22 protein-coding genes are annotated in these 23,367 nt (G+C 72.7%); 9 read left to right on the top strand and 13 right to left on the bottom strand.

Features of this window, described 5'->3' with window-relative positions; all coding sequences use genetic code 11:
- Positions 1-7 precede the first annotated feature (7 nt).
- Positions 8-616 (bottom strand): helix-turn-helix domain-containing protein, encoded by a 609-nt coding sequence (locus AB0C26_RS21785; RefSeq protein ID WP_360250155.1) that lies wholly within the window; start codon positions 614-616, stop codon positions 8-10.
- 76 nt (positions 617-692) lie between these two features.
- On the opposite strand from AB0C26_RS21785, the gene AB0C26_RS21780 reads away from it, so the two are divergent.
- From AB0C26_RS21780 to AB0C26_RS21770, 3 genes are read left to right on the top strand one after another with little or no spacing between them, the layout of a single operon-like run.
- Positions 693-2,156 (top strand): MFS transporter, encoded by a 1,464-nt coding sequence (locus AB0C26_RS21780; RefSeq protein WP_360250152.1) that lies wholly within the window; start codon positions 693-695, stop codon positions 2,154-2,156.
- Between the two features lie 40 nt (positions 2,157-2,196).
- A complete protein-coding gene (locus AB0C26_RS21775) occupies positions 2,197-2,766 on the top strand; it encodes a hypothetical protein (protein WP_360250149.1) in 570 nt (189 codons plus the stop codon).
- Entirely contained in the window at positions 2,721-3,002 is a 282-nt protein-coding gene (locus AB0C26_RS21770) for a hypothetical protein (protein WP_360250146.1), read from the top strand. Before AB0C26_RS21775 ends, AB0C26_RS21770 begins: the two co-directional genes overlap by 46 nt.
- Here the strand turns inward: AB0C26_RS21770 and AB0C26_RS21765 are convergent.
- From AB0C26_RS21765 to AB0C26_RS21750, 4 genes are read right to left on the bottom strand one after another with little or no spacing between them, the layout of a single operon-like run.
- Entirely contained in the window at positions 2,999-3,934 is a 936-nt protein-coding gene (locus tag AB0C26_RS21765) for a patatin-like phospholipase family protein (protein WP_360250143.1), read from the bottom strand. The genes AB0C26_RS21770 and AB0C26_RS21765 overlap by 4 nt on opposite strands.
- Positions 3,935-3,943: 9 nt before the next feature.
- Positions 3,944-4,468, bottom strand: a complete 525-nt coding sequence (locus AB0C26_RS21760; RefSeq protein ID WP_360250140.1) for a DUF302 domain-containing protein — start codon at positions 4,466-4,468, stop codon at positions 3,944-3,946.
- Positions 4,469-4,503: 35 nt separating this feature from the next.
- On the bottom strand, positions 4,504-5,001 hold the full coding sequence (locus tag AB0C26_RS21755) for an LURP-one-related family protein (RefSeq protein ID WP_360250137.1): 498 nt from the start codon (positions 4,999-5,001) through the stop codon (positions 4,504-4,506).
- 58 nt (positions 5,002-5,059) lie between these two features.
- A complete protein-coding gene (locus AB0C26_RS21750) occupies positions 5,060-6,439 on the bottom strand; it encodes a glycosyl hydrolase family 18 protein (RefSeq protein WP_360250134.1) in 1,380 nt (459 codons plus the stop codon).
- A gap of 136 nt (positions 6,440-6,575) precedes the next feature.
- Between AB0C26_RS21750 and AB0C26_RS21745 the strand changes: the two genes are divergently transcribed.
- The gene (locus AB0C26_RS21745; protein ID WP_360250131.1) at positions 6,576-7,229 is read left to right on the top strand and encodes a GNAT family N-acetyltransferase; all 654 of its coding nucleotides are present in this window, start codon (positions 6,576-6,578) and stop codon (positions 7,227-7,229) included.
- A gap of 1 nt (position 7,230) precedes the next feature.
- On the opposite strand, the gene AB0C26_RS21740 is transcribed toward AB0C26_RS21745, so the two are convergent.
- Both AB0C26_RS21740 and AB0C26_RS21735 read right to left on the bottom strand, forming a co-directional pair.
- On the bottom strand, positions 7,231-7,944 hold the full coding sequence (locus tag AB0C26_RS21740) for an alpha/beta hydrolase (RefSeq protein ID WP_360250128.1): 714 nt from the start codon (positions 7,942-7,944) through the stop codon (positions 7,231-7,233).
- The gene (locus AB0C26_RS21735; protein ID WP_360250125.1) at positions 7,941-8,630 is read right to left on the bottom strand and encodes an alpha/beta hydrolase; all 690 of its coding nucleotides are present in this window, start codon (positions 8,628-8,630) and stop codon (positions 7,941-7,943) included. The genes AB0C26_RS21740 and AB0C26_RS21735 overlap by 4 nt, the downstream gene beginning before the upstream one ends.
- A 79-nt stretch (positions 8,631-8,709) precedes the next feature.
- Here AB0C26_RS21735 and AB0C26_RS21730 point away from each other — a divergent pair, with 79 nt between their 5' ends.
- From AB0C26_RS21730 to AB0C26_RS21710, 5 genes are read left to right on the top strand one after another with little or no spacing between them, the layout of a single operon-like run.
- The gene (locus AB0C26_RS21730) at positions 8,710-9,591 is read left to right on the top strand and encodes a sigma-70 family RNA polymerase sigma factor (RefSeq protein ID WP_360250122.1); all 882 of its coding nucleotides are present in this window, start codon (positions 8,710-8,712) and stop codon (positions 9,589-9,591) included.
- A gap of 23 nt (positions 9,592-9,614) precedes the next feature.
- A complete protein-coding gene (locus tag AB0C26_RS21725; protein WP_360250119.1) occupies positions 9,615-10,970 on the top strand; it encodes an FAD-dependent oxidoreductase in 1,356 nt (451 codons plus the stop codon).
- Positions 10,954-11,307: a siderophore-interacting protein gene (locus tag AB0C26_RS21720; protein ID WP_360250116.1), complete on the top strand. Its 354-nt coding sequence runs from the start codon at positions 10,954-10,956 to the stop codon at positions 11,305-11,307. Before AB0C26_RS21725 ends, AB0C26_RS21720 begins: the two co-directional genes overlap by 17 nt.
- Before the next feature lie 29 nt (positions 11,308-11,336).
- Positions 11,337-12,257 (top strand): SDR family oxidoreductase, encoded by a 921-nt coding sequence (locus AB0C26_RS21715; protein WP_360250113.1) that lies wholly within the window; start codon positions 11,337-11,339, stop codon positions 12,255-12,257.
- Positions 12,258-12,268: 11 nt separating this feature from the next.
- Positions 12,269-13,120 carry a helix-turn-helix transcriptional regulator gene (locus AB0C26_RS21710; RefSeq protein ID WP_360250110.1) on the top strand — a complete coding sequence of 284 codons (852 nt, stop codon included), beginning with the start codon at positions 12,269-12,271 and terminating at the stop codon, positions 13,118-13,120.
- Here the strand turns inward: AB0C26_RS21710 and AB0C26_RS21705 are convergent.
- The 6 genes from AB0C26_RS21705 to AB0C26_RS21680 all read right to left on the bottom strand — a co-directional run bounded on the left by AB0C26_RS21705 (position 13,080) and on the right by AB0C26_RS21680 (position 23,306).
- Positions 13,080-13,820: an NAD(P)H-binding protein gene (locus AB0C26_RS21705; protein WP_360250107.1), complete on the bottom strand. Its 741-nt coding sequence runs from the start codon at positions 13,818-13,820 to the stop codon at positions 13,080-13,082. The genes AB0C26_RS21710 and AB0C26_RS21705 overlap by 41 nt on opposite strands.
- An 86-nt stretch (positions 13,821-13,906) precedes the next feature.
- A complete protein-coding gene (locus AB0C26_RS21700) occupies positions 13,907-14,611 on the bottom strand; it encodes a hypothetical protein (protein WP_360250104.1) in 705 nt (234 codons plus the stop codon).
- On the bottom strand, positions 14,577-15,542 hold the full coding sequence (locus AB0C26_RS21695) for a pentapeptide repeat-containing protein (RefSeq protein ID WP_360250101.1): 966 nt from the start codon (positions 15,540-15,542) through the stop codon (positions 14,577-14,579). Before AB0C26_RS21695 ends, AB0C26_RS21700 begins: the two co-directional genes overlap by 35 nt.
- Positions 15,539-16,855, bottom strand: a complete 1,317-nt coding sequence (locus AB0C26_RS21690; RefSeq protein ID WP_360250098.1) for an AAA family ATPase — start codon at positions 16,853-16,855, stop codon at positions 15,539-15,541. The genes AB0C26_RS21695 and AB0C26_RS21690 overlap by 4 nt, the downstream gene beginning before the upstream one ends.
- On the bottom strand, positions 16,852-20,949 hold the full coding sequence (locus tag AB0C26_RS21685) for an NB-ARC domain-containing protein (RefSeq protein ID WP_360250094.1): 4,098 nt from the start codon (positions 20,947-20,949) through the stop codon (positions 16,852-16,854). Before AB0C26_RS21685 ends, AB0C26_RS21690 begins: the two co-directional genes overlap by 4 nt.
- A complete protein-coding gene (locus AB0C26_RS21680; RefSeq protein ID WP_360250091.1) occupies positions 20,946-23,306 on the bottom strand; it encodes an NB-ARC domain-containing protein in 2,361 nt (786 codons plus the stop codon). Before AB0C26_RS21680 ends, AB0C26_RS21685 begins: the two co-directional genes overlap by 4 nt.
- Positions 23,307-23,367: the final 61 nt, after the last annotated feature.

Raw genomic sequence — 23,367 nt, 5'->3', positions numbered from 1 at the left:
CGGTATTTTATGCCCGGCCGTAGACCAGCCGGTGAATCGCCTCGGTGAGGTCGTCGACGGCCTCGCGCAGCTCGGCGTCGGTGGCCCCGGCCAGTTGCTCATATCGGGCGTCGCGGATCGCCGAGATCATCTCGGCCAGCCGGTGGGCCGGGATGGTCGTGGTGGCGCTGCCGCCGGCCTGGTCCCGGCGGATCTTCTCGGCCGCGCGTTCGTCGTACCGCTGCCGGATCCGGCCGACGAAGTCGCGCAGCTGTTCGGAGGTGGCCATCGCGGTCGCGGCGCACGAGAGGATGCCGGCGTTGGCCCGCCACAGGGTGGCCGACGTCTCGAGCTGGGTGCGCAGCAGGTCGCGGGCGGGGCCGTCGGCGTCGAACCAGACGTGGCCGGCCGCCAGGTCGTGCCCCACGTTCGTCATCAGCGCGGTCAGCACGGCGGTCTTGGTCGGGAAGTAGAAGTAGAAGCTCGTCCGGGAGATGCCGGCTCCGCTCGCGAGATCGTCGATGGTCACCGCCTCGTACGGCCGCTCGGAGAACAGGGCCCGGGCCGCCTCGAGGATCGCGGCCTCGCGGAGATCGCCCTTGGACGGGCCGGTCCGGCGGCGCGTTACCTGACTCATATTTCCGATCATTCCTTATGTGATCATCAACGCGGTGCCGACAAAAATCGACACTGTGTCGATAGCGTAGTCGGACGTGACCACCCCCGAACCCGTTGCCCGCCCGCGGCTGCTCCTGCTCGCCGCCGCGGCCGCCAGCTTCCTGCTGGCGCTGATCCAGTCCATCCCGGTGCCGGTGCTGCCGCAGATCGCGGCGCAGCTCGGCGCGGACGCCACCACCGTCGGGTGGGTGTCCACGGCGACGCTGCTCGCCGCCTCCGCCTTCACGCCGCTGCTGGGCCGGCTCGGCCACGTCCTCGGCGTCAAGCCGGTCTTCGTGGCCACGCTCGTCGTCACCCTGGCCGGCAGCGTGCTCGCCGCCACCGCCCACGACATCGGCTGGCTGATCGCGGCCCGCGTCCTGCAGGGCACCAGCTTCGCCCTGTTCCCACTGGGCATCAGCCTGCTGCGCCACGAGCTGCCGCCGGCCAAGCTGACCCACAGCATGGCCGTCGTCGCCTCCACGCTCGGCGTCGGCGGCGGTGTCGCGCTGGTCGCGGCCGGCCTGCTCACCCAGGGCGACGCCGACTACCGCCGGATCTTCTGGCTCACCGTCGTGATGAGCGCCATCACCCTGGCCCTCGCGCTGACCCTGCCCAAGCGGGCCGGCGCCGGCGGCCGCGTCGACTACGTGGGCGCCGCCGTCCTCTCGGCCGGACTGGTCAGCCTGCTGCTGCCGATCTCGCAGGGGCACACCTGGGGCTGGGGCTCGGCCCGGGTCATCGTCCTGTTCGCGGCCGCCGTGATCATCCTGCTCGGCTTCTACTTCCTGGAACGGCGTACGGCCGCCCCGCTCGTCTCGGTCGAGATGCTGCGCCACCGCCCGATCCTGGTCACCAACCTGGCCGCCATGGCGGTCGGCTTCGCGATGTTCGCGCTCCAGCTCGCGACGAGCTACTTCGTGCAGAGCCCCAGCGCGTACACCGGCTTCGGATTCAGCGCGACCGTCCTCGAGACCAGCGTCATCTACCTGCTGCCGGGCGCGGCGGCCAGCGTCGTGATCGGCCCGCTGGCCGGCATGCTGGTCGGCAAGGTCGGCCCGCGCGTCGTGCTGGCCCTGGCCTGCGGCGTCGGCGCCGTCGGCCTGGCCTCGCTGACCTTCCTGCACGACAACAAGGTCGAGACGATCGCCGCCTTCGTGGTCGCCAGCTGCGCCATCGCCATGGCCTACGCGTCGATGCCGGCCCTGCTGGTCAGCCACGTGCAGCCGGCCGAGACGGGCATCGCCAACTCGGTCAACAGCATCATGCGTACGGTCGGTGGCACCATCGGCAGCGCTCTGGTGATCACCATCCTGGCCGGGCAGACCAAGACGGTGGGCGCGGTCGCCCTGCCGACCGAGAACGCGTTCCGGATCAGCTACGCGCTGGGCGCGATCGTGTTCGCCATCGGCGGCGCCCTGGTCCTGCTGTTCATCAAGCGCGACCGTCCGGCGGCCAAGCACCGCGCCGAGGTGTCGGACATCCGCTCGACGGCCGACCTCGAGGGCGCGCGCGCCTAGCCTCACGGAAGGGAACGTCCCGACTGGAACGGGCCGCTGGGTGTGGCCTTCGACCACGCGACGGCGTACCTGGGCGGCCTGCCCGACCGCCCGGTACGCCCGTCGGCGTCGCTGGAACAGATGCGCGCGGCGCTCGGCGGGCCACTGCAGCCGGGCTCGCTGCCACCGGAGAAGCGGGCGCTTCTTCGGCTTCGTCGTCGGCGGGGCCACCCCGGCCGCGCTGGCGGCCGACTGGCTCACCTCGGCCTGGGACCAGGACGCCGGGCTGTACGTGCTGGGGCCGGCGGCGAGCGTGGCCGAGGAGACGGCGGCCGGCTGGCTGGTCGACGCGGACGGGCTGTGGGGAGCGCCACGGGTCCGGGTGGTCGTGGGCGAGGGGCGCCACGGCACGATCGACCGGGCCCTGCGACACCTCGGCATGGGTACGAACTCGCTGGTCACCGCGGCGATGGACGAGCAGGGGCGGCTCGTGCCGTCCGCGCTGGCCGCGGCGCTCGCGTCCGGTCCGGGGCCGGCGATCGTGTGCGCGCAGGCCAGCTCGGCCGCGACGGCATCGCCGAACTGGTGGACCGGTCGTGCGCACTGGCCCGGCGCTTCGCCGAGCGCCTGACGGCCGGTGGCGCCCAGGTCCTGAACGAGGTCGTGCTCAACCAGGTTCTCGTACGCCCCGGCGACGACGACACGACGCGTCGGGCGCTGCACCGCCTCCAGGAGGAGGGCGCGGCCTGGATGAGCGGCACCACCTGGAACGGCGCCGCGGCCATCCGGCTCTCGGTCTCGAACTGGTCGGCCGACGAGAACGACGTCGACCGCACGGCCGAGGCCATCCTGGCCGCGGCCGCTTAGCGCCCGGCGTCGTCCAGGGCCTTGGTGGCCAGTTGGCGTCCGAGGGCGACCATGTCACCGGCCCGGTGGAAGTCCATGACGCGGCAGGCGTTGACCGGGACGGCGATCCGGACGTCCGGGGGCAGACCGGCCATGCGGTAGCGGGCGATCATGTCCTGCATGGCGTCGAGCGAGGAGGCCAGCACGTCGGCGATGCGCAGGTTGCCCGGTAGCGGGACCGGGTCGATCGCGGCCGGGGTGTCGGTCAGCTCGGGGGAGTCCAGGGGCGCCGCCTGGCCGTTACGGGTGTGGAAGACCTGCTTGAGGCGGTCGCGCCAATCCTCGTACCAATGAGGTGCCGCGGCCGCCCGCACCGGTGACCCCGGCTCGCCCTGGGGGCGTGGGGCCTGGAGGGAGACGGCCACGGTCAGGTCGGCGCCGGAGGCGGCGGTCGGCTCGATGGGCACCGGGTTGAGCAGGCCGCCGTCGGCCAGCAGGCGGCCGTTGATGACCACCGGGGTGATCAAGCCCGGGATGGCGATGGAGGCCCGGATCGCCGAGCGCAGCAGGCCGCGCTGGAACCACACCTCGCGCCGCGCGTTGATGTCGGTCGCCACCGCCGTGTACGGGATCGGCAGGTGTTCGATCTCCGCGTCGCCGAGGAAGTCGTTCAGGTGGTTGATCAGCCGGTCGGCCGCCATCGCGCCGGGCAGCGCCCACTTGGGGTCGATCAGCCGCAGGATGTCCCGCTGTTTGAGCGCCACCGCCCAGTCGGTGAACTCCTTGAGCCGCCCCGCGGCCATCACCCCGCCGACCAGCGCGCCCATCGACGATCCGGCCACCGAGCACACCTCGAAGCCGCGTTCCTCGAGCACCTGCACGACCCCGATGTGCGCGAACCCGCGGGCCCCGCCGGAGCCCAGCGCCAGCGCGACCCGCCGTTCGGAGGACATGCTGCGATGCTATCGAAGCGGCCCGGGCTGTCCGGCCGCTCTCCGCAGCAGGGTCAGCACCTCTTCGTCCAGCTCACGGGCCACTTCCAGGGCAGGTTCGCTGCCGTACGGGGTGAGCAGGCTCTCCATGGTGTCGTAGGCGAGCCGCACCACGTCGCCGTCCTGGAAGATCAGGATCGACACCGGCGCGTACGAACCGGCCTCGGGCACGTGCCGCGTCATCCGGGCCATGGTGTGCGGGTTGCCGGCGATGAGGCGTACCAGGCGCCTCGGGGTCACGTCCGGCAGCTTGGCCAGCGCGGCCCCCTGGTCCAGGTCCATGAACCGCATCAGCCCGGACGGTCCGGCGGCGTCGGCCACCACCTTCTGGAATTCCTCGTACGAGGAGGCGCCCAGCCACGCCCGTGCCGCCGAGGCGAGGTCGGGCCGGGAGATCCCGGCGTAGAGGCCGGCGAGAACGTCGTCGAACTTCTTGGCGGAGGTCAGGGTGACCCGCTCGACGGTCACCCTGCTCCGCGTCTCGGTCTGCGTCATACCCCGAAAGTTAGGCGGGGTTCGCGGTACCGCTATCAGTCATCCGACTCGCCGGCTTTGGAGCGCTCCAGCGCCAGGTCGAGCGCGAGCACGCTGCCGATGATGAGCAGCGGGTCGACACCGTCGGACACCTGCACCGCGTAGGTGTCGCGGATGGTCAGCCAGCGTTTGGAGACGGCGGCCACCTCGCGGCCGTCCTGCTCGATGACGTACTCGTGGTCGAGCAGGTCGCCCTTCATCTCCAGGTCGTCCGGGCCGGGCACGTCGATGGTGAACTTCTCGCGGAACGGCGTGAACAGCTTCTTGCGGACCTCCGCGGCCTTCTCGCCGCCGATCCGGATCTCGTAGGTGGGGCGCAGCGCGACGAGGTGGCGGTGGACCGACGCCACCTCGTCGCCGTTCGCGTCCTCGATGACGACCCGGTTGCGAACGCTGAACACCTTGCCGTCGACGTGGTAGACCCGGTTGCCGTTCTCGTCCTCCACGTCGAAGTCGTCGCCGATGGAGAAGAAACGTTCCTTGATCACATACATGCCTCAAGTGTGCGGCGCGGCCCGCCACGGCGAAAGCGGGCCGCGCCGCGTCTTCGGGTTACGGCAGGACCCAGCGCTGGTTGGCGCCGGCGAAACAGTCCCAGATCTGCAGGCGGGTGCCGTTGGCCGAGCTGTTGTTCGACGCGTCCAGGCACTTGTTGCTGCCCGCGTTGACCAGCGTGCCGTTCGACTGGGCGGTCCAGCGCTGGGCGCCGGAGCCGTTGCAGTCGTAGATCTGCACGAGCGAGCCGTTCGCCGTGCCGGCGGCGCTGACGTCCAGGCACTTGCCCAGGCCGCGGAGGGTGCCGTCGGTGCCCACGGTCCAGTTCTGCGCGGTGGTGCCGTTGCAGTCGTACAGCTGAACCGCCGTGCCGTTGGCGCTGCTGGCCGAGGCGATGTCGACGCACTTGCCGGCGATCCCGGTGATGCGCCCGGTGCGGCCCGACGGCGGCGGGGTGGTCGGCCCGCCGCCGCCACCCATGACGGTCTCGTAGATGGCGCTGACCAGCGAGTTCGCGCCGGTGGCGTCCTGTGACAGCTCCCAGTTCATGATGCCGCCGGCGTTGGCCAGGGCCCACTGGGTCTTGCGGCGGATCGTCGGCAGGCCGTTGTAGCACTCGCCGGACGGCGTGCAGTCACGGTTGGCGTTGGCCGGGTCCTGCGCGACCAGCTGGGCGTACGTCAGATAACCGGGCCGGCCGTAGAACGGCACACCGAGCACCGTCTTGGCCTTCGGCAGGCCGCGGTTCTTCCAGAAGTTGGCCGAGGCGATGGACCAGTCGTAGTTGGCGTGCGGGCTGCCACCGTCGTACGCCATGATGTTGAGCCAGTCGACGTAGCCGAAGACGGCCGGCTGGACGCCGTTGGCGGTGTTGCCCTCGCTGACGACAGCGGCTGTGAGCAGCTTGCCCTCGTTGTGCAGGGCGGTGCTCAGCTGCTGCATCAGCGCGGTGTAGTTGTTGCCGGAGGTGCCCGGGTCCGGGTACTCCCAGTCGATGTCGACACCGTCCAGGTTGTACTGGCGGACGGTGTTCATGACGTTGGTGACGAACGCCGTGCGGGTGCCGGAGTTGGCCGCCAGCGACTCGAAGGCCGAGTCGTTGCCGTCGTTCCAGCCGCCGATGGCCAGCGAGACCTTCGTGTTGTTCTGGTGCCCGAGGGTGACCAGCTGCTGCAGCTTCGAGGTGTTCTCGATCGGCTGGAGGGTGCCGTTCGCGTTGGGCAGCGCGAACGAGTAGTTGATGTGGGTGAGTTTCGAGTACTGGATGCCGGTGACGCTGCCGGCCCACGACGGCATGTAGCCGACGCTCTTGAACCCGTTCGGCAGGACGGCGGCTTCCGAGGTGCCCTGTACGGCGAGCGCGGTGATCGTGCCGACCGCGGCGACGGTGAGTGCGGCGGCCGAGGCCGCCCACCTGCTTCTTTTCCTGATGGCCATGGGGATGGCGACCCTTCGTGTCCGGCGCGGGGGATGCGCCGTGGGGATGACTGCGGGCGGCCAAATCTTAGGAAGGTTAACTAATGATAGTCAATATAGGACTTCATAAAAGTCTTGGTGATGATTCACTTAGCGGGTGACACAGCTTCAGGAACTCGTGGCGCGGTGGCAGCGGGGCTGGGGTGTCTCGCGTGGGCTGCCGGAGGCGACGGAAGTCGGCTCGGGGCTGCGGGTGCGATGTCTTCAGGCGGGACGGAACGTCGAGTACTTCGCTCTCGACGGTGCCGCCTCCGTGGCCGGGCTGGCCGACCTGGTCAAGGGCGAGAACGAGGTCACCTGGCTGACCGTGCCGACCACGGAGCCGGACCGGGCCGCGGCGGCGCTGGAGGCGGCCGGGCTGGTGGTGCTCAAACGCTCCGAGAAGCTGATGGTCACCGGCCTCCGCGAGCACCCCCGGCGCCCCGCGCCGCCGGGCTATCGAGTCGAGACGGGCGTCCAGGACGCCGTCGTACGGGTCGTCGTGCGGGACGAGAACGGTGACGTGGGCGCGCGGGGGACGATGGGCGTCGCCGGCCCGGACGGGATCGCCGACCGGATCGAGACGCTGCCCGCGCACCGGCGCCGAGGGCTGGCCAGCACGGTGATGGGCGCGCTGGCGGAGGCCTCGGCCGCCGAGCACGGGATCCTGATCGCCAGCGAGGAGGGGCAGCCGCTGTACGCCGAACTGGGCTGGACCGCGGTCGCCGACGTTCTCATCGCGTCGACGCCCGGAGTCGGCTACCCGAGCTGACTCAAGGCCGGACCTGCGACACCGCGTCGAGGATCGTGCCGGTCACCTCGTCCGGGCGGGAGACCGCGATGAAGTGCGAGGCGTCCTCCACCTCGCGCATGCCCTTGGCGCCGGCGCGTTCGGCCATGAAGCGGTGCACGGCCGGCGGCACCGCGCGGTCGGCGTCGCCGAAGACGAACCAGGACGGGGTGGACCGCCAGGCCGCGGTGGCCGCCGTCAGGCCGGTGGTCAGGGCGGCGTGGGTGACCGGGCGCTGGGTGGCCGCCATGAGGCCGGCCCGTGCGGCCGCGACGTCGTGGGCGAAGCCCGAACGGAAGGCGTCCGGGCGGATGACGTGCTCGGCGCCGCCCGCGCTGAGGGGGTACGAGGTGAGCGCCGCGCCGAGGGCGCTGCCCGGGAACTTCGCGGTCAGCTCCAGTGCGGACTCGCCGTTCTCGGGGGCGAAGGCGCTCACGTAGACCAGGGCCGCCACCGTGGAGAGCCGGCCGGCCGCCTCGGTGACGACCATGCCGCCGTACGCGTGGCCGGCCAGCACCACCGGGGTGCCGAGGCCGGCCACCACGTCCCGCAGGTAGGCGGCGTCGCCGGGCAGGCCGCGCAGGGGATTGGCCACGGTCGCCACCGGCAGGCCGTGTCCGGTCAGGCGTTCGGCGACGCCGTTCCAGCTCGCCGATTCGGCGAAGGCGCCGTGCACGAGGACGACGGTGGGTGTCATGGTGCGGTCCTTTCCGAACGCAGGAAGTCGACTGCCGTCCGCACGGCGGCCTCGGCCGCGCCGGTGTGGCGCAGCGCGTTGAGCATCATGAAGTGGGGCGGGGCGCCGTCGAAGGTGGCGGTTGCCGTTTGCACCCCGGCGGCGGTCAGGTCCCGGGCGTAGGCCAGGCCCTCGTCGCCGGTTCCGCGCGCGATGACGAGAGTGCTCGGGGCGCAGGGGGCGGCCGTGATGCCGCGCGGGTAGTAGAGCGACTGGTGCGCGAAGCGGACCCGGCCGGCGGACAGCGACGCGGCCAGGGCGGCCCCGGTGTCGTCCCCGGCGACGCCGAGCCGCTGTCCGTCCAGCCCTGAGGTGCGGCCGCGCCGGAGGATCCACTGGGCCACTGTGTACGCCTGCTCCAGCGCCACCGGGAAACCGCCCTCGAACTCGACGAACGCCACGGCCATCGCGGCGCCGACCGCGAGCTCGCGGACGAGCCGGTCATGGGTGTTCGCGTTGCCCATGACGAAGCCGCCGCCGTGCAGGTACAGCAGCGCCGGCAGCACCCGGGTGGCCCCGGGCGGCCGCACGACGCGCACGGCGACGCCGTCCACCGTGACCCACGTCTCGTCGACGTCGGGCCGGGGCGCGGGCGTGGCCTGCGTCCGCTCCAGCTCTTCGCGGGACAGGACTTCGTGGTCAAGCATCATGCCAGCCCAGACAGGGCAGCCGTGGCACTTGTGACAGAAGCTTGGTGATTACCCGCGCACCGATCACCATGAGCAGGTGGATCTCGACGATGGCACGGCGGACTTCCTCGGCGTGCGCCCGCGCCTGTTCGGCATCGCGTACCGGATGCTCGGCAGCGCGAGCGAGGCCGAGGATCTGGTGCAGGAGGTGTGGCTGCGCTGGCAGGCGTACGACCGGAGCCGGGTGACGAATCCGGCCGCGTTCCTGGCCACCACCACGACGCGGCTGGCCATCAACGAGCTCCAGTCGGCGCGGGCGCGCCGTGAGACGTACGTGGGCCCGTGGCTGCCCGAGCCGGTCGACACGAGCGCCGACCCCTATCTGGGCGCCGAGCGGGGCGAGGCGCTGGAGTACGCGACCATGCTCCTGATGGAGAAGCTGAAGCCGGCCGAGCGGGCCGCCTACGTGCTCCGGGAGGCGTTCGACTATCCGTACGCCCAGATCGCCGACATCCTCGGCGCCACCGAGCCCGCCGTCCGCCAGCTCGTGAGCCGCGCCCGCAAGCACCTGGCCGGCGAGCGCCGCACGCCGGTGGCCGCGGCCGAGCAGAAAAAGCTGCTCGCCACCTTCCTCGAGGCCTCGCGCACCGGCGACATGGCCGCGCTGGAAAGGCTTTTCGCGCCGGGCGTGCTCAGCGTCTCCGACGGCAACGGCGCGCTCGGCGTCGCCCGCCGCGTGGTCGAGGGCCCGCTGCCGGTGGCGAAGTTCCTCGCGGCGATGTCGACCTGGATGTGGGAGGGCGCCACCGTCCGCTGGATCGAGGCCAACGGCCAGGCGGCCACCCTCGTCACCCTGGCCAACGGTCTGGAGGGCTACCTCACGGTCGGCGCGACCGCCGAGGGCATCGACCGGGTGCTGTGGCAGATGGTTCCGGAGAAGTTGTCACAAGTGCGAGGGCTGTCCGGTCATAGGGGGTGACTGCGAGAGAAACAGAGGATTCCATGCGGACGATCCTGGTGGTGGGCGGCGGTTACGCCGGCTTCTACACGGCCTGGAAGCTCGAGAAGAAGCTCCGCCGCGGCGAGGCCCGGGTCGTCGTGGTCGACCCGCGTCCCTACATGACGTACCAGCCCTTCCTGCCCGAGGTGGTGGCCGGTTCGGTCGAGGCGCGCCACGCGGCGGTCTCCCTGCGGCGGCACCTGAAAACCACCAGGATCATCTCCGGTACGGTCGTGCGGGTCGACCACGCGCACAAGACGGCCACCATCCGCCCGTCCGAAGGACCGGAATACCCGTTGCCGTACGACATCATCGCCGTCACCGCCGGCGCGGTGACCCGCAAGCTCGACATCGCGGGCGTGGCCGACCAGGCCATCGGCATGAAGCACGTCGAGGAAGCGGTAGCGATCCGGGACCGGATGCTCGTCAACTTCGACCGGGCGTCGACGCTTCCGCCCGGCCCGCAGCGCCGCCGGCTGCTGACCGTCACCTTCGTCGGCGGCGGCTTCTCCGGCGTCGAGGGCTTCGGCGAACTACTGTCGCTGGCCACCGCGCTCGCCCGCAGATATCCCGAACTCGACCCGGCCGAGCTCTCCTTCCACCTCGTCGAGGCCCGCGACCGGATCCTGCCCGAGGTCACCGACAAGCCCGGCGAATGGGTGGTGCGCTCACTGCGGAAGCGGGGCGCCCACATCCACCTGAACTCGGTGCTCCAGTCGGCCCGGAACGGTCACGTGGTGTTGTCGACGGGTGAGGAGTTCGACTCCGACCTGATCGTGTGGACGGTCGGCAACGCGGCCGGGCCGCTCGTGCGCAAGCACACGGACCTGCCGGTCGACGGCCGCGGCATGCTGACGGTCCGGCCCGATCTGCGGGTGGGAACCGACGAGGCGTACGTGCCGGACGCGTGGGGCGCCGGCGACGACGCGGCGATCCCCGACCTGGCCATGCCCGGCTCGGCGACGGTCCCGAACGCGCAGCACGCCGTCCGCCAGGGCAAGCTGCTCGCGAACAACCTGGTGGCCACCCTGCGCGGCCGCGAGCCCAGGCAGTACCTGCACCACAGCCTCGGTGTGGTGGCGACGCTGGGCCTGGGCCGCGGCATCTTCCAGTACCGGGGCATCGTCATCAAGGGCTTCCCGGCCTGGCTGATGCACCGCGGCTACCACGTGCTGGCCGTGCCGAGCTGGGAGCGCAAGGTCCGGGTCCTGTTCGTCTGGCTGACCGCCGCCCTGTTCGGCCGTGACATCGTCTCGCTGGCCTCGGTCCAGCATCCGCGCCGCGCCTTCGTCACCGGCGGCGAGGCCCCGGCGGCGGCGCCCTCCGAGGCGCCGCTCGAGCATGCGCCCTCCGCATGAGGACGCCGTACGCGGGCTTCTAGCCGCCTGCCGGACTTCGGAGATCACCGCGCTGCGCGCCGCCCTGCACGAGCACGCCGTCGCCGTGTGCGACGGCGGCGGGACCGTGCGGGGCGGGGAGGACGTCGCCGGGCTCGTCCTGGTGCTGCTGTGCCGCCCCGGCACCGTCCTCACCCTGGAATCCGTCAACGGCCGGGCCGGCCTGGCCTCGCGCCGGGCCGGCCACGCCGAGGCGGTGGTCGCGGCCGAGTCCATCGGGGCCTTCGTGTCGGCGCTGTGGATCGTCGTCGATCCCGCGAAGCTGACCCGTTGGCATGTACCGGCAGAACATGGTTGACGATTCACCACCGCGGGAGCCTTGGCGTCATGAGGAAAGTAAGCCTGCACCCCCAGGATCTCACCGGCCGGCTGGCCCTGGTCACCGGCGCGAACAGCGGCGTCGGCCGCGAACTGGCCGCACGCCTGGCGTCCGGCGGCGCCGAGGTGCTGCTGGCCGTCCGCGACACCGCCAAGGGCGCCGCCGCCCTCGCCGCCATCCGCGACGAGGTCCCCGGAGCTGACGTCTCGCTCCGCACCCTCGACCTGGCCTCGCTGACATCGGTCGGCGCCCTCGCCGGCGACCTGCTCGCCGAGGGACGGCCCCTCGACATCCTGGTCAACAACGCCGGCGTGATGGCGCCCGCGACCCGGCACACCACCGCCGACGGCTTCGAGCTCCAGTTCGGCACCAACTTCATCGGCCACGCCGTGCTCACCCATCGGCTGCTGCCCCTGCTGCGCGCCGCCCGGGCGCGTGTCACCACCGTCACCAGCAGCGCCGCCCGCCAGGGCCGGCTCGACTTCGGCGACCTGCAGGCCGAGCGCTCGTACTCGCCGGTCAGGGCCTACAACAACTCGAAGCTGGCCGACCTGATGTTCGCGCTCGAACTCGACCGCCGCAGCCGGGCCGGGGGCTGGGGCCTGGTGAGCAACGCGGCCCACCCCGGCACGACCCTGACCGGGCTCTACGCGGCCGGCCCCAACCTGGGGCGGGGCAAGCCGGCGCCGCACGAGGCCGTCATGGCCCGCCTGGCTCGCTGGGGAATTCTGGTCCAGGACGTCGCGCACGGCGTCCTGCCGATCCAGTACGCGGCCACGAGCCCCGAGGCGGGCGGCGGCCGGCTCTACGGACCGGACGGATTCGGGCAGTTCAAGGGCGGCCCGGCCGAGCTCGCCATCTACAAGTCCGCGCGTGACGAGGGTGTGGCGGCCCGGCTGTGGGACTACGCCCTCGGCGTGAGTGTCTGAGAGGTACGGATATGGATCGCGCCCGGCTCGCCGAATATCTGCGCACGCGACGGGAGGCCCTGCAACCCGAGGACGTGGGCCTGCCCCGCGGCCGGCGGCGGCGCACCAGCGGCCTGCGCCGGGAAGAGGTCGCGGTGCTCAGCGACATGTCGATCGACTACTACAGCCGGCTCGAACAGCCGCGTGGGCCGCACCCGTCCGAGCAGATGCTGGGCGCGATCGCCCGTGGCCTGCGCCTCTCGCTGGAGGAGCGCGACCACCTCTTCCAGCTGGCCGGCTACGCGACACCGCGCCGCGCGGCCGACAGCGAGCACGTCAACCCGGGCATGACACGCGTCTTCGACGGGCTTCACGACTCGGCCGCGATGGTCGTCTCGCATCTGGGCGAGACCCTGGTGCAGACGCGGCTGGCGGTGGCCCTGGTCGGCGACGAGAGCATCTACACGGGACTGGACCGCAGCAAGCACTACCGCTGGTTCACCGATCCGGCCGCCCGTTCGCTGTACCCGCGCGAGGAGTGGGACGAGCAGAGCCGTCTCATCGTCGCCGACCTGCACGCGTCGTACACCCGCGACGGCCGGGACTCGCGGGCCGGCGCGATCGTCGACGCCCTGCTGACCGCCAGCCCGTCGTTCGCCGAGCTGTGGCGCGGCCAGCCGGTCGCCGGCCCGTACTGCGGGCCGGTGCGGCTGCTGCACCCGGAGGTCGGCCCGCTGGAGCTGTACTGCCAGCGGCTGGTCGACCCGGACCGGTCGCAGCAGCTCGTCGTCTACACCGCCGACCCCGGTTCGCCCTCGCAGGACAGGCTGCGGCTGCTGTCGGTCATCGGGACTGCAGCCAGTCCCGGTACCGCGTCGTGGTGATGACGGCGCCGTCTCGCGCGATGATGGCGTCGCCGGTCACCGCGGCGAACAGGCCGGCGCTCTCGTCCACCACGACGGGGCGCCGGTCGCCTTGAACGGCCAGCGTCACGCGGCCCAACTCGTCGAGGGAGAAGACCTCGGGGCCGGCGTAATCACGGACCCCCATCAGCGGCTCGCCCACCGCGACGCCGGCCACCGCCCGGGCCACCTCGGCCGAGGCCATCGGCTGCACGAGCGTCGACGGCAGGCGCACCGCGGTCTCGTCGGAGGTCCAGGCCATGGCCGCGCTCACGAATTCGAAGAACTGCGTGGCCCGGACGATCGAGAACGGGATCTTCTCCTGCTGCGCGAGCAGGTTCTCCTGCAACACCTTCGCCCGGTAGTAGGCGAGATCCGGCACCCGGTCGACGCCGACGATCGAGAGGATGACGATGTGCTGGGTGCCGGCGTCCTCGGCCTCGTCCAGCAGGTTCTCCATGGTCTCGCGGAAGAAGACCGCGGCGGCCTCGTCGAAGGTCGGCGAGTTCGTCAGGTCGACGACGACCTCGGCGCCCTTGACGGCCTCGGCGACGCCCGTGCCGGCCCGCAGATCGACCCCGGTGGACAGCGAGTACGGCGTGGCGTCGTGGCCCTGGGCGGTGAGGAGCTTGACGACCTGCGAGCCGATGAGCCCGGTGCCGCCGATGACAGCGATCTTCATGGTGGGGTCCTTCGTGGTCGTGGTGACTTCGTACCCACTAGGACCACGGCGGGCCGGTCCGCCGTGACAGACGCCGGCGAGCGAGCTCAGGGACGCCTCGCCCGGCGGGCCCGGGGCGGCAGCGTCACGCCGCCGAGGGTGTGCAGGGCGGCCCGGGTGCGCGGGCGCCGGCGGGCCGTCCCGGGGCGCCGGCCGTCGACGCGCAGGTCGATGGTCGGCCTGGTGTTGTCGGCGACCGGTGGCTCCGGGCGCCGGTACATCTCATCGGCCTCGACCGGCGCGGCCACGGTCTCGACGACCGCGGGAAGGTCGGGAAAAGGCGGCGGCTCGTGCGGCGGGAAGGCCGGCTGCGAGTGTACGAGGGACGGCTCTTTGGTGGTGAACAGCGTGAGAGCGGCGACCAGGTTCAGGACGACCAGCACGGCGCCGGCCGGGCCGACGGTCGCGGTCGGCCACATCAGCAGGGAGACCAGCACGGCCACCACCGCCGCGCCCAGGGCGGCCACGGCGCCGGCCTGGCGGGCCGGCGGGGCGGCGTTACGGGTCAGCCCGAAGGCGGCGGCCGCGCAGGCCGCGCCGCCCACGCAGAGCAGGACCCAGCTTCCGACGTAGGGCCAGAGCCGTTGCCACGTACCGGTCTCGTCGGCGAAGACGAACATGAGGAACGGCACGCCCACGATGGCGATCACCAGATAGAGCACGGCGTCGACCGCGACCATGACGGCGGCGGCCGTGAGCCGGTCGAACCGGCGTCGCTCACCGGTCAACTCCATCGCTTCGACGTCGACCATCGTCCATGCCCCCCGTTCCGGTTGATCTGGAACCGTAACGCATCGCCTGGTCGCCGGGCTGCCGGGGCTGCGGTGGCCGTTGCCCGCCCGGCCATCGCGTCCCGTCGTCGTCGCGGGCCGCGGTGAGGTCGGCGTGGGTGAGGACGGCGCCGCTCAGGTCGGCGTTCCGCAGGTCGGCCTGGCGCAGGTCGGCGCCGCGCAGGTCGGTGTCGCGCAGATCCGCCTCGCGCAGGTCGGCCTCGCGCAGCCCGGCCGCCGTCAGCTGCGCCCCGCGCAGCCGCCAGCCCCGCATGCCGGCGCCCTCGAGGTCGGCGCCGCGCAGATCGGTGTCCCGCAGGTCGGCTCCGTGGCCGGCCCGCTCCAGGCCGGCGATCGCGGCCAGGGCGACGTGCGCGGTCGGCAGGCGTTCCCGGTACGGCGGAATCTGGTTCACCGCGGCCGTCGCGGGCAGGCCGCCCGGCGGCGGGGGATAGGGGGCCAGCCGTCTGACGTGCGCCGCCAGCACGTCCCGGATGGCTTGCCGGTCGGCCCGCGAGTCGCGCGCGATCCGGGACAGGGAGTAGATCCCGCCCAGCACGACGTCGGGCTTCTCGTGCTGGCCGATCTGGTCGATGGCCTTGGTGAACCGCTCCGTCACCTGACCCTCGCGGTTCATCCGGAAGGTCCGGTAGGTGAAGATCAGCCCGCCCGCGACGGCCAGGGCCGTGACCCCCTGAAGCATCGAGACCCGCATGTCGTTGCGCAGCTTCGCGCGGTTGTCGGCCACCGTCAGGCGGCCCGCCGGGTCCTTGACGGCCTCGATCTCGGTGGCCGACAGGGGCGGGATCGACCGGGCCGGAACGGTGACGATCAGCCAGCCGACGGCGGCGGCCGCGGCCAGGATCGCGGCGATCAGGAGCCAGCCCAGGGCACGGCCGCGCACCAGTCTCATCGCTGCTTGCCCACGATGTCGTCGATCGCCCCGCGCAGGCCGCTCAGACCACCGTCGTCGTCGCGGTACACCGGCTGGAGACCGTCACCGGGGTCGCCGTGCGGCCCGAAGCAGACCAGGCCGGGGCGGCGTTTCCAGCGTGGCTGCCAATAGCGTTGCCGGTAGCTCGGCGTCCACAGGATCAGCTCGCACCGGGTCCGGCTCTGGTAGAGCCCGGGCGGGTTGTCCATCGGGTCGGACTGCACGAGCTGGACCTCCTCGTTCGGCGCGAAGAACACCTCGTACCGGTGGTGTTCCAGCTCCTGCACCAGTTTCCGGGCCTCGGCCTCGTCGTCCGGGGCGAAGGAGACCGCCACGTCCCAGACCCGGTTCTCCGGGTCGCGGCCGGCGAACCACTCCCGGAACAGTTGCGGCACGCGGGCCCGGCCGGTGTCGTCGATCCAGAGCACGCCCACGGTGAGCGCCTTCATCTCCAGCCGGTGCTTCTCGCGGGCGCGGCGGTCGGCCGGGGCGGCCGCGTGCGGGCGGCCGGCCCGCGGCACCTGGAGCAGCTCCCGGCGTACCTCAGCGGGCAGTTGCTTCTCCCAGAAGGTGAAACGGCGCACCAGGGTCTGCTGCAGCTCCTCGATCGCCACCGCCACCGGCAGTCCACGGTCGAGCTCGCGCAGCAGCTTGGTCGTGAGCCAGGCGTTGCCACCGGTCAGGTCCATCACCTCGGACAGTGACGGCCGGCGCGTGCCGGGCAGGATGTCGATCAGCTCCTGGACGGCGTCCGCCGGCAACGGCGTCATCGGCACGGTGGACGCGGTGCCCAGCGGCGGCGAGTTGTCGTTCTCCCGGTCGTGGTACTCGGCCAGCACCGGGCCGCCGATCAGCAGGAAGGAGACTTGCGACCGGAGCATCGACTCGTCAAGGAAGCGCAACTCGCTGAAGAAGTCGCCGCACCAGCCGGTGTGCTGCAGCAGCCGGTCGGCGCTGTCGATGACCAGGGTGAACGGCGCGACAAGCTCGGCCGCCCGATGGACCTCCTGCCGGCTGGCCTCGGCGTAGGCGCCGGCGTCCCGCCCCTCGAGAACGCTGCGCAGGGCGCCGAACGCGGTCCGCACCGATTCCAGGTCCCATCCGTGGGTGTCGGCCCGGAACAGCTGCCGGTCGCCGGGGAGTTCGAGCCGGCGGGCCAGCGTCGTCTTGCCGCTGCCGGCCCCACCGACCAGCAGGACCGAGTTCGCCGTGCCCAGCAGCTCGGCCAGCCGGTCCAGAAGCGCGGACCGGCCGACGAATCGCCCGTCCGGGCCGAACGGGTCCACGGTCACGATCGGTCCCCGAACTCGGTGACCCGGTCGGCCAGCAGCCCGATGGCGATGCCCCGGTCGTCGAGGATGCCGTGGGCCCGCAGGGAGGCGTAGGCCGCCCGTGTCGCCGGGGATCGGGGCGCGGCGCCGCGCAGCACCGACCGTTCCGCGTCGGTCAGCATGCGCCACAGGCTGGTGAGGAAGTCGTCGACGTTTATCGTCACGTCGTGCTCGACCAGGCCCCGCTCGAGGCTCGCCCGGTCCATCACGCCGGTGGTCATCGCCCGGTAGGCCCCGCCCGCGACCATCCGGGCCAGGGTGGGATGCCCGCCGGTGAGGCGGAACATCTCGTCGTGGAAGCCGGCGGTCACCTCGCCGGCTCCGGCGGCCTGGCCCAGGGCCGTGGTCATGCCGGCCACGGCGTCCTTTCCCAGCAACGGCAAGGGGATCTCCCGGAAGAATTGAAAGAACGGATTGGTGCGGTCGGCGCCCAGGTCGTTGCGCCGATTCGCGTTCGGCCGCAGGTCGGCCGCGATCAGCGCCACCAGGCGGGTGGTGCCCTGGGCCATGGCGCGCAGCGCGCCGGTGCCGTAGACCCAGCGCTCGACGGCGTCGTCCTCGTCGGCCCGCGGGTAGATCCGCTCCAGCTCGTCGAGGATGACGATCAGCTTGCGCCCGGTCACCTCCGTCCGCCGGCCGATCTCGCCGGCCAGCTCGGTGGCGGTGCGCGGCGTCGTGGGCTGGAAGGACCAGTCGGCCCAGGCGTCGGCCGCCCAGTTGTCGTACGCGGTGACCATCTGCCGGAACAGCTCCAGCGGCCACTCCTCGCGGCGCCGGTCGAACATCTGCAGGTCCACCTTGCACACCGGCCGGTCGGCCAGCCGCTGGCGCAGAATGTTGAGCAGGCTGGTCTTGCCGACCTTGCGCAGCCCGGTCAGCAGGATCTGCTCGTCCTGGCGCAGGGCGCTGCCGATGGTGTTGAGCATCGCGTCCCGGCCGAAGAGCCAGCGCTCGTCCTCGATCGCGTTGCGGCTCTCGAACAGGGTGTTCTGCGGGCCCCGCGTGCGGTTCAGTTCCTTCAGGAAGTCCTTGGCCCGCTTGTCGGTGTACGCCGCCCGGAGCGCGTCCACCCGTACCGTGATGACCGGCTGGGTCCTCAGCCGCAGCGCGTCCAGGGCCGCCTCGCCGTCGGGGTCGATCGGCTCGACGTGGACGAGGTGGGCCACCCCGTCGACGCCCAGGTGCCGCTCGAAACGATGGACCTCGGCCGCCGAGGGCGCGGTCTCCGCGGCCACCCAGACCGGGCCCGGCACCAACAGTTCGGGCTCCTCGCCGCGAGACAGCTCGACGCCCGCCTGCCGGAAGGCGCGCTGGGTGAGCGCGACACGCTCGCTCAGCCGGTGTTCGCCCGGGGTGACGGCCTCCTCGGCGGCCGGGAGATGCGCCGCGACCTCGTACGACACGTGCCTCATCAGGACCAGTGGCGCGTGGGTGTCCCGGACAGCCCGCCAGGCGAGCAGCGCCTCGGTCATCGCCGCCGCGGCCGGGCCGACCTCACCGGCGCGGTCCCGGATGCGGCCGCGCAGGGCCGCCGTCGCCGCGATGGCGGCCCAGTCCTGTTCCGGCCGGAACAGGCCCTCGGCCCCCTCCAGCTCGTCCAGGGCGTCGCCGGTTCGGCCCTGGGCCAGGGCGATCTCGGCTTGCACCAGCCGGGCCCGGCCCCGTACGCCGTCGGCCTCCGGCCCGCGGCCGGTCAGATGCCGCCCGGCCACCGGCAGCTGCTCCTCGGCCTCGTCCACGAGCCCGGCCGCGAGCAGCGTGCGGGCGAGCAGCAGCCGGGACCGCGCGGCGCTCAGGCCGCAGCCGAGGCCCTCGAAGCCGACGACGGCGCGGGCGGCCCGGTCGATCGCCTCCGAGCCCAGCCGGACCGACTCGCTCCCGTTCGACTCCTCGGCCTGGCTCAGGGTCAGGCGGGCGCGCCGATGGTCCACCATGGCCAGCCGGCGCACGTCGCCGCGGGCGGCCACGGCGGCGACCAGAAGGCTCTCGGTGGCCGTCTGCCAGTCCCGCCGCCGGCGGGCCACGTCGGCCAGCATGAGGCTGAGACGGAAGCGCGGGGCGTCCATGTTCTCGTCGGCGAGATGCTGGATCGTGACCGGATTTCCCGGTTCGGGCCGGGTGGCCGCCCGGGCCGCGTCGCGCACCAGCCGCACCAGCTGCCGGTCGGCCGACAGCCGGGCGGCCAGGACCGGCGACCGCAGGGGCACCGACCGCTCGGCGTGGGCGAGACCGCGCAGCGCCTCGGCGTGCGCCGACGCGGCCTGCCCGGCGTCGAGAAGAGCCGTCGCCAGCACCCGGTGGGCGCGCAGCGCCTCGACGGCGACCCGCTCGTCGGCCGGCGCCCTCCGGCCCTCGTCGATGGCGCCGCGCGCCATGCGCAGCCCGCTGTCGTGCCGTTCGGTCTCGAGCAGGAACTCGCTCCAGGCGACCCGCACCGCGATGCGGGCGTACCCGCTCGGGTCCCGCTCGGCCGCGGCACTCGCCCGTTCGAACGCGCGCCGCGTCTCGGCCTGGTCCAGACCGGGCGGCAGGTGGCCGCCGAGCCGGCGGGCGATCCGCCAGCACAGGGCGCCGTCGTCGGCGTCGGCCGCGGAATGCACGCTGGCCACCAGGTTCACGTACTCCGTCCGGGTCCATTCGTCGACGTAGTCCCGGATGCGGCGCGGAATGGTCGTACCGTGCAGATAGCCCCTCGCCTCGAGGGTGCGGCCGGAATCGAAGCCGGGCTCCTCGAGGCGGATCACCTCGGCGATGATGGCCAGATAGGCCTGGTAGAGCCGGTGCCGGGCCTCGTGCCGGCCGGGGTCGCCGGCCGCGTGCCGGCGGGCGAACAGCCGGAACAAGGGATGGAAGCGGTAGCGGGCCAGCCCGGACGGCATGTCGGCGCCGGACACGTCGATGAACTGCGCCGCGTACAGCTTGGCCATCAGGTCCTCGGCCTCGGCGTTCGAGCAGTCCATCAGCGGGGCGAGCAGCCAGGGCAGGAAGGTGTCGGAACCGATGGCGCCGAGCCGGTGCAGGGCGATCTGCTCCTGAGGGGTGAGCCGGGCGTACTCGATCTCGAGCCGGCCGGCGATGTCGCGATTGTGGTATGCCAGCGCGGCGAGCCGCCCGTCCGGATCGGCCAGCGAGTCGGCGACGGCCGGCAGCGACCCGGTGGCCGCCACCTTCTCCCCGACGGCCTGCAGGGCGATCGGGAGGCTTCCGCACTCCACGGCGATCCGGGCGACCTCGGACGGGTACGCCTGCGGGCCGAGCCCGGCCGCGGTCCGCACGATCGCCATGGCGTCCCGGAAGCGCGGCACGTCGATGTGCAGCGAACGACTCGACGGCGCCACCACCGGGCTCAGGTTGCGCCGGCTGGTCACCACCACCGTGCAGCCGGGGCTCGTCGGCAGCAGCACCCGTAACTGGTCGGCGTCCCGGGCGGCGTCGAGCACGATCAGGATGCGTTTGTCGGCCAGCAGCGAGCGGAAGATGCGGGCCCGGGCCGCGGGGGAGGGCGGCAGTTCGTCCGGCCAGCCGAGGGCGATCAGGAACTTCTTCAGGATCTCGCCCGGTGGCCGGCGGTCGCCGCCGATGCCCAGGTTGGCGTAGAGCCGGCCGTCCGGGTACTCGGGCGCGATGGTCAGGGCGAACTCCCGCGCGATGGCGCTCTTTCCCACGCCGGGCCGGCCGTGGAGCATGATGACCAGCGCGCCGGCCGATGCCCGGCCGGTCCGCTCGGCCCGGCCCCGGGCGTGGCGGTCGGCCAGCTCGCGCAGCTCGTTGACCCGGCCCCGGAAGGAGTCCAGGGACAGCGGAATCTGATCCGGGACCCGCGCGGCATCGGGCGCGAGCGCCTTCGTCCCGGACTCGGGCGGCTCGACGGCGGAACGGCGTTTCAGGCCGGTGGCCTCGGCGATCCACACCACCGACGCGGCCGCACCGGTGGCGACGACGATCAGCGCCACCACGACCGTGGACGGGTGCGTGCTCACCAGCCATCCGGCCCCCGCCGCCACGACCACCAGGCCCAGGAGCACGAACCAGGACCGAGGCGCGGAAGATCTCATGGGGCCGTGGCCGGGGGGACCTCGATGGCCGGGCCGCTGCGCAGGTCCTCCAGCTGCTGGCGGATCAGCATGCTCTCCTGCTGGTCGCCGAGGCTGTTCATCACGCGCTCGGCCGCCTCGAACAGGCGCCGCGCCTCGGCCGGGCGATGTTGCCGCACCCGGACACCGGCCAGCTCGGCGGTGGTGACCGCGACCAGGTGGATGTCGTCGCAGGCGCTGAGCGTCTCGACCGTCTCCTCGAGGGCGCTCGACGCGGCCGGCAGCGCGCCGTCGCGCGCGTGGGCCCGGCCGATCAGGAGGCGGCAGTGCGCCGTGCCGTACCGGTGCTGCATCCTCGCGAACAGCTGGAGGGCGCTGCCCGCCTCGGTCCGGCACCGCCCGGTCTCACCGATGTCGAGGGCCAGCCGGGCCGTGCCGTGCAGCAGCCAGGCGCTCCAGAGCTCCTGCTGGTTGTCGCGGGCGGCGGCCAGGCCCTGCCGCATCGCCACCTCGGCCGGGACGTGCTGGTCCGCGTAGTCGTAGATGGCGCCGACGGCCCAGGCGACGCCGGCCCGGTGGTGCGATTCGAGCTCGTCGTCGCCGCTGAGCAACGCCTCGATCAGCTCGATGTCGCCGAGGCCGTCGAGCGGGGTGGTGCCGAAGGCGTGGGCGATGGCCCGCTCGCGCAGCGTCCGGACGCGCTCGTTGCGCCGCACCTGCTCGGGCAGGTCGACGTCGTCCAGCGCGGTCAGCGAGTCGGTGAGCTTGCGCAGCGCCTCGTCGATCCGGAACTGCCGGCGCAGCGTCAGGCCGGAGTAGCGCAGCGAGCGCACCCAGGCCAGCATCCGGGTGCCCTCGCGGTGGGCCGGCGGGGCGATCGGACCCGGCCCGTCGGCGGTGTTGCCGAGCTCGGCGTTGATCTCGGCGAGCGTGGCCACCGCGAGGTCGAGGGCGGGCAGGTCGTGGTTGTCCTGGGCCAGGGCGAGGGCCGAGCGTACGAGGTCGAGGGCTTCGTTGAGCCGGCCGGCGTCCTTGATCCGGTAGATCCGCCGGTGCAGACCGTCGGCGGCGCTCCGGCGATGCCGTTCCCGTAGTGCGGACTGGTACCGCTCCTGGATCTCCGCCCGCTGCTGCGGGGACAGTTCACGGGCGGCCCGCGCGTCCGCGTACTCGTAGACGCGGTCGAGCACGTGGAAGCGGGACACCCCGCTCGCGTCGGCCGCCGTCCGCTCGACGAGACCGGCCTGGCTGAGCCGCTCGACGATCGTCCACGCGTCGGCCTCCCCGGTCCGCATGCACGCGGCCAGCTCCCAGGGCGCGAAGACCGGGCGGGCGAGCAGGCCGAGACAGACCAGCGCCCGCTGCTCGTCGTTGGTGAGCAGTTCGTACGCGAGGTCGAGCGCGTCCACAGTGTCACCCGAGCGCTGCCGCAGCCGGCGCACCACCAGTTGCAGGTCCCAATGCGGCCGGCCGGCCAGGGTGGCGCCGCTGAGGGTGACACCGAGCGGCACGTTCCCGGCGCCGCGCACGATCATCTCGGCCGCGCCCGCCGCCCGCGACACCCGGTCGTCGCCCACCAGCCGGTCGAGCAGCTCCACCGACGCCGCCTGTTCCAGCGGGGGCAGGTCGATGCGCAGATCGGCGCGCTGGCCCACGAGCGTGCCCCGGCTCGTGATCACGGCCACGCAGGCCCGTCCGGACGGGATCAGATCGGACACGTCGTCGCCGTCGCGCACGTCGTCCAGGACGGCCAGCACCCGGCGGTCCCGGGTGAGCCGGGCGAACTCGCGCGCGAGCACGGCCCGGTCGGTGGGCCGGTCGTCACCCGGCCCGAGCAGCGCGCCCACGAACGCCCGCAGCACCGCCTCCCACCCGCCGCCGGGTGCCGCCATGTCGCGGCGGCCGAACAGCTGGCCGTCCGGATATCGAGCGTCCACCTGGTACGCGAAGTGCAGCGCGGTCGCCGTCTTCCCGATGCCGGCCCGCCCGGTGATCAGGATGACCGGGGTGAGCCGCGGGCCCCAGCCGCCGGCACGGGCGGTGGCCAGGACCTCGAGCATGCGGGCGATCTCGGCGTGGCGGCCGACGAAGACGTCCGGCGCGGGCGGGAGCTCGGTCGGCACCAGATAGTGCCGGGCGACCCGCGGCGTCTCCCCGGGCACGGCCACCGGTTCGGGTGACGCCGAGCTGAGCAGGCGGAAGCGGACCAGCACCAGCCCGGCCAGCAGGCCGAGGCTGGCCGCGGCGGGCACCGCCGACCACAGGCTGGCGCGCTGCTCGATGGCCAGGGCCGCCACCACGACGACGGCTCCGGCCACCGCGAGCACGACCACCTGGGTCAGGACCGGTCGTGGCAGTCGCGCGTGGTCGGCACCCATGTCGCCTCCCTCGGTGGTGGACCGCCCATTGTGACGTGGTTACGCACCAGTGTCGACGCTG

Source organism: Actinoplanes sp. NPDC048796, from assembly GCF_040650035.1.
Lineage (GTDB): Bacteria > Actinomycetota > Actinomycetes > Mycobacteriales > Micromonosporaceae > Actinoplanes.
The sequence above is the reverse complement of the archived record's forward strand: the minus strand, read 5'-3'. Positions and strand labels throughout refer to the sequence as shown.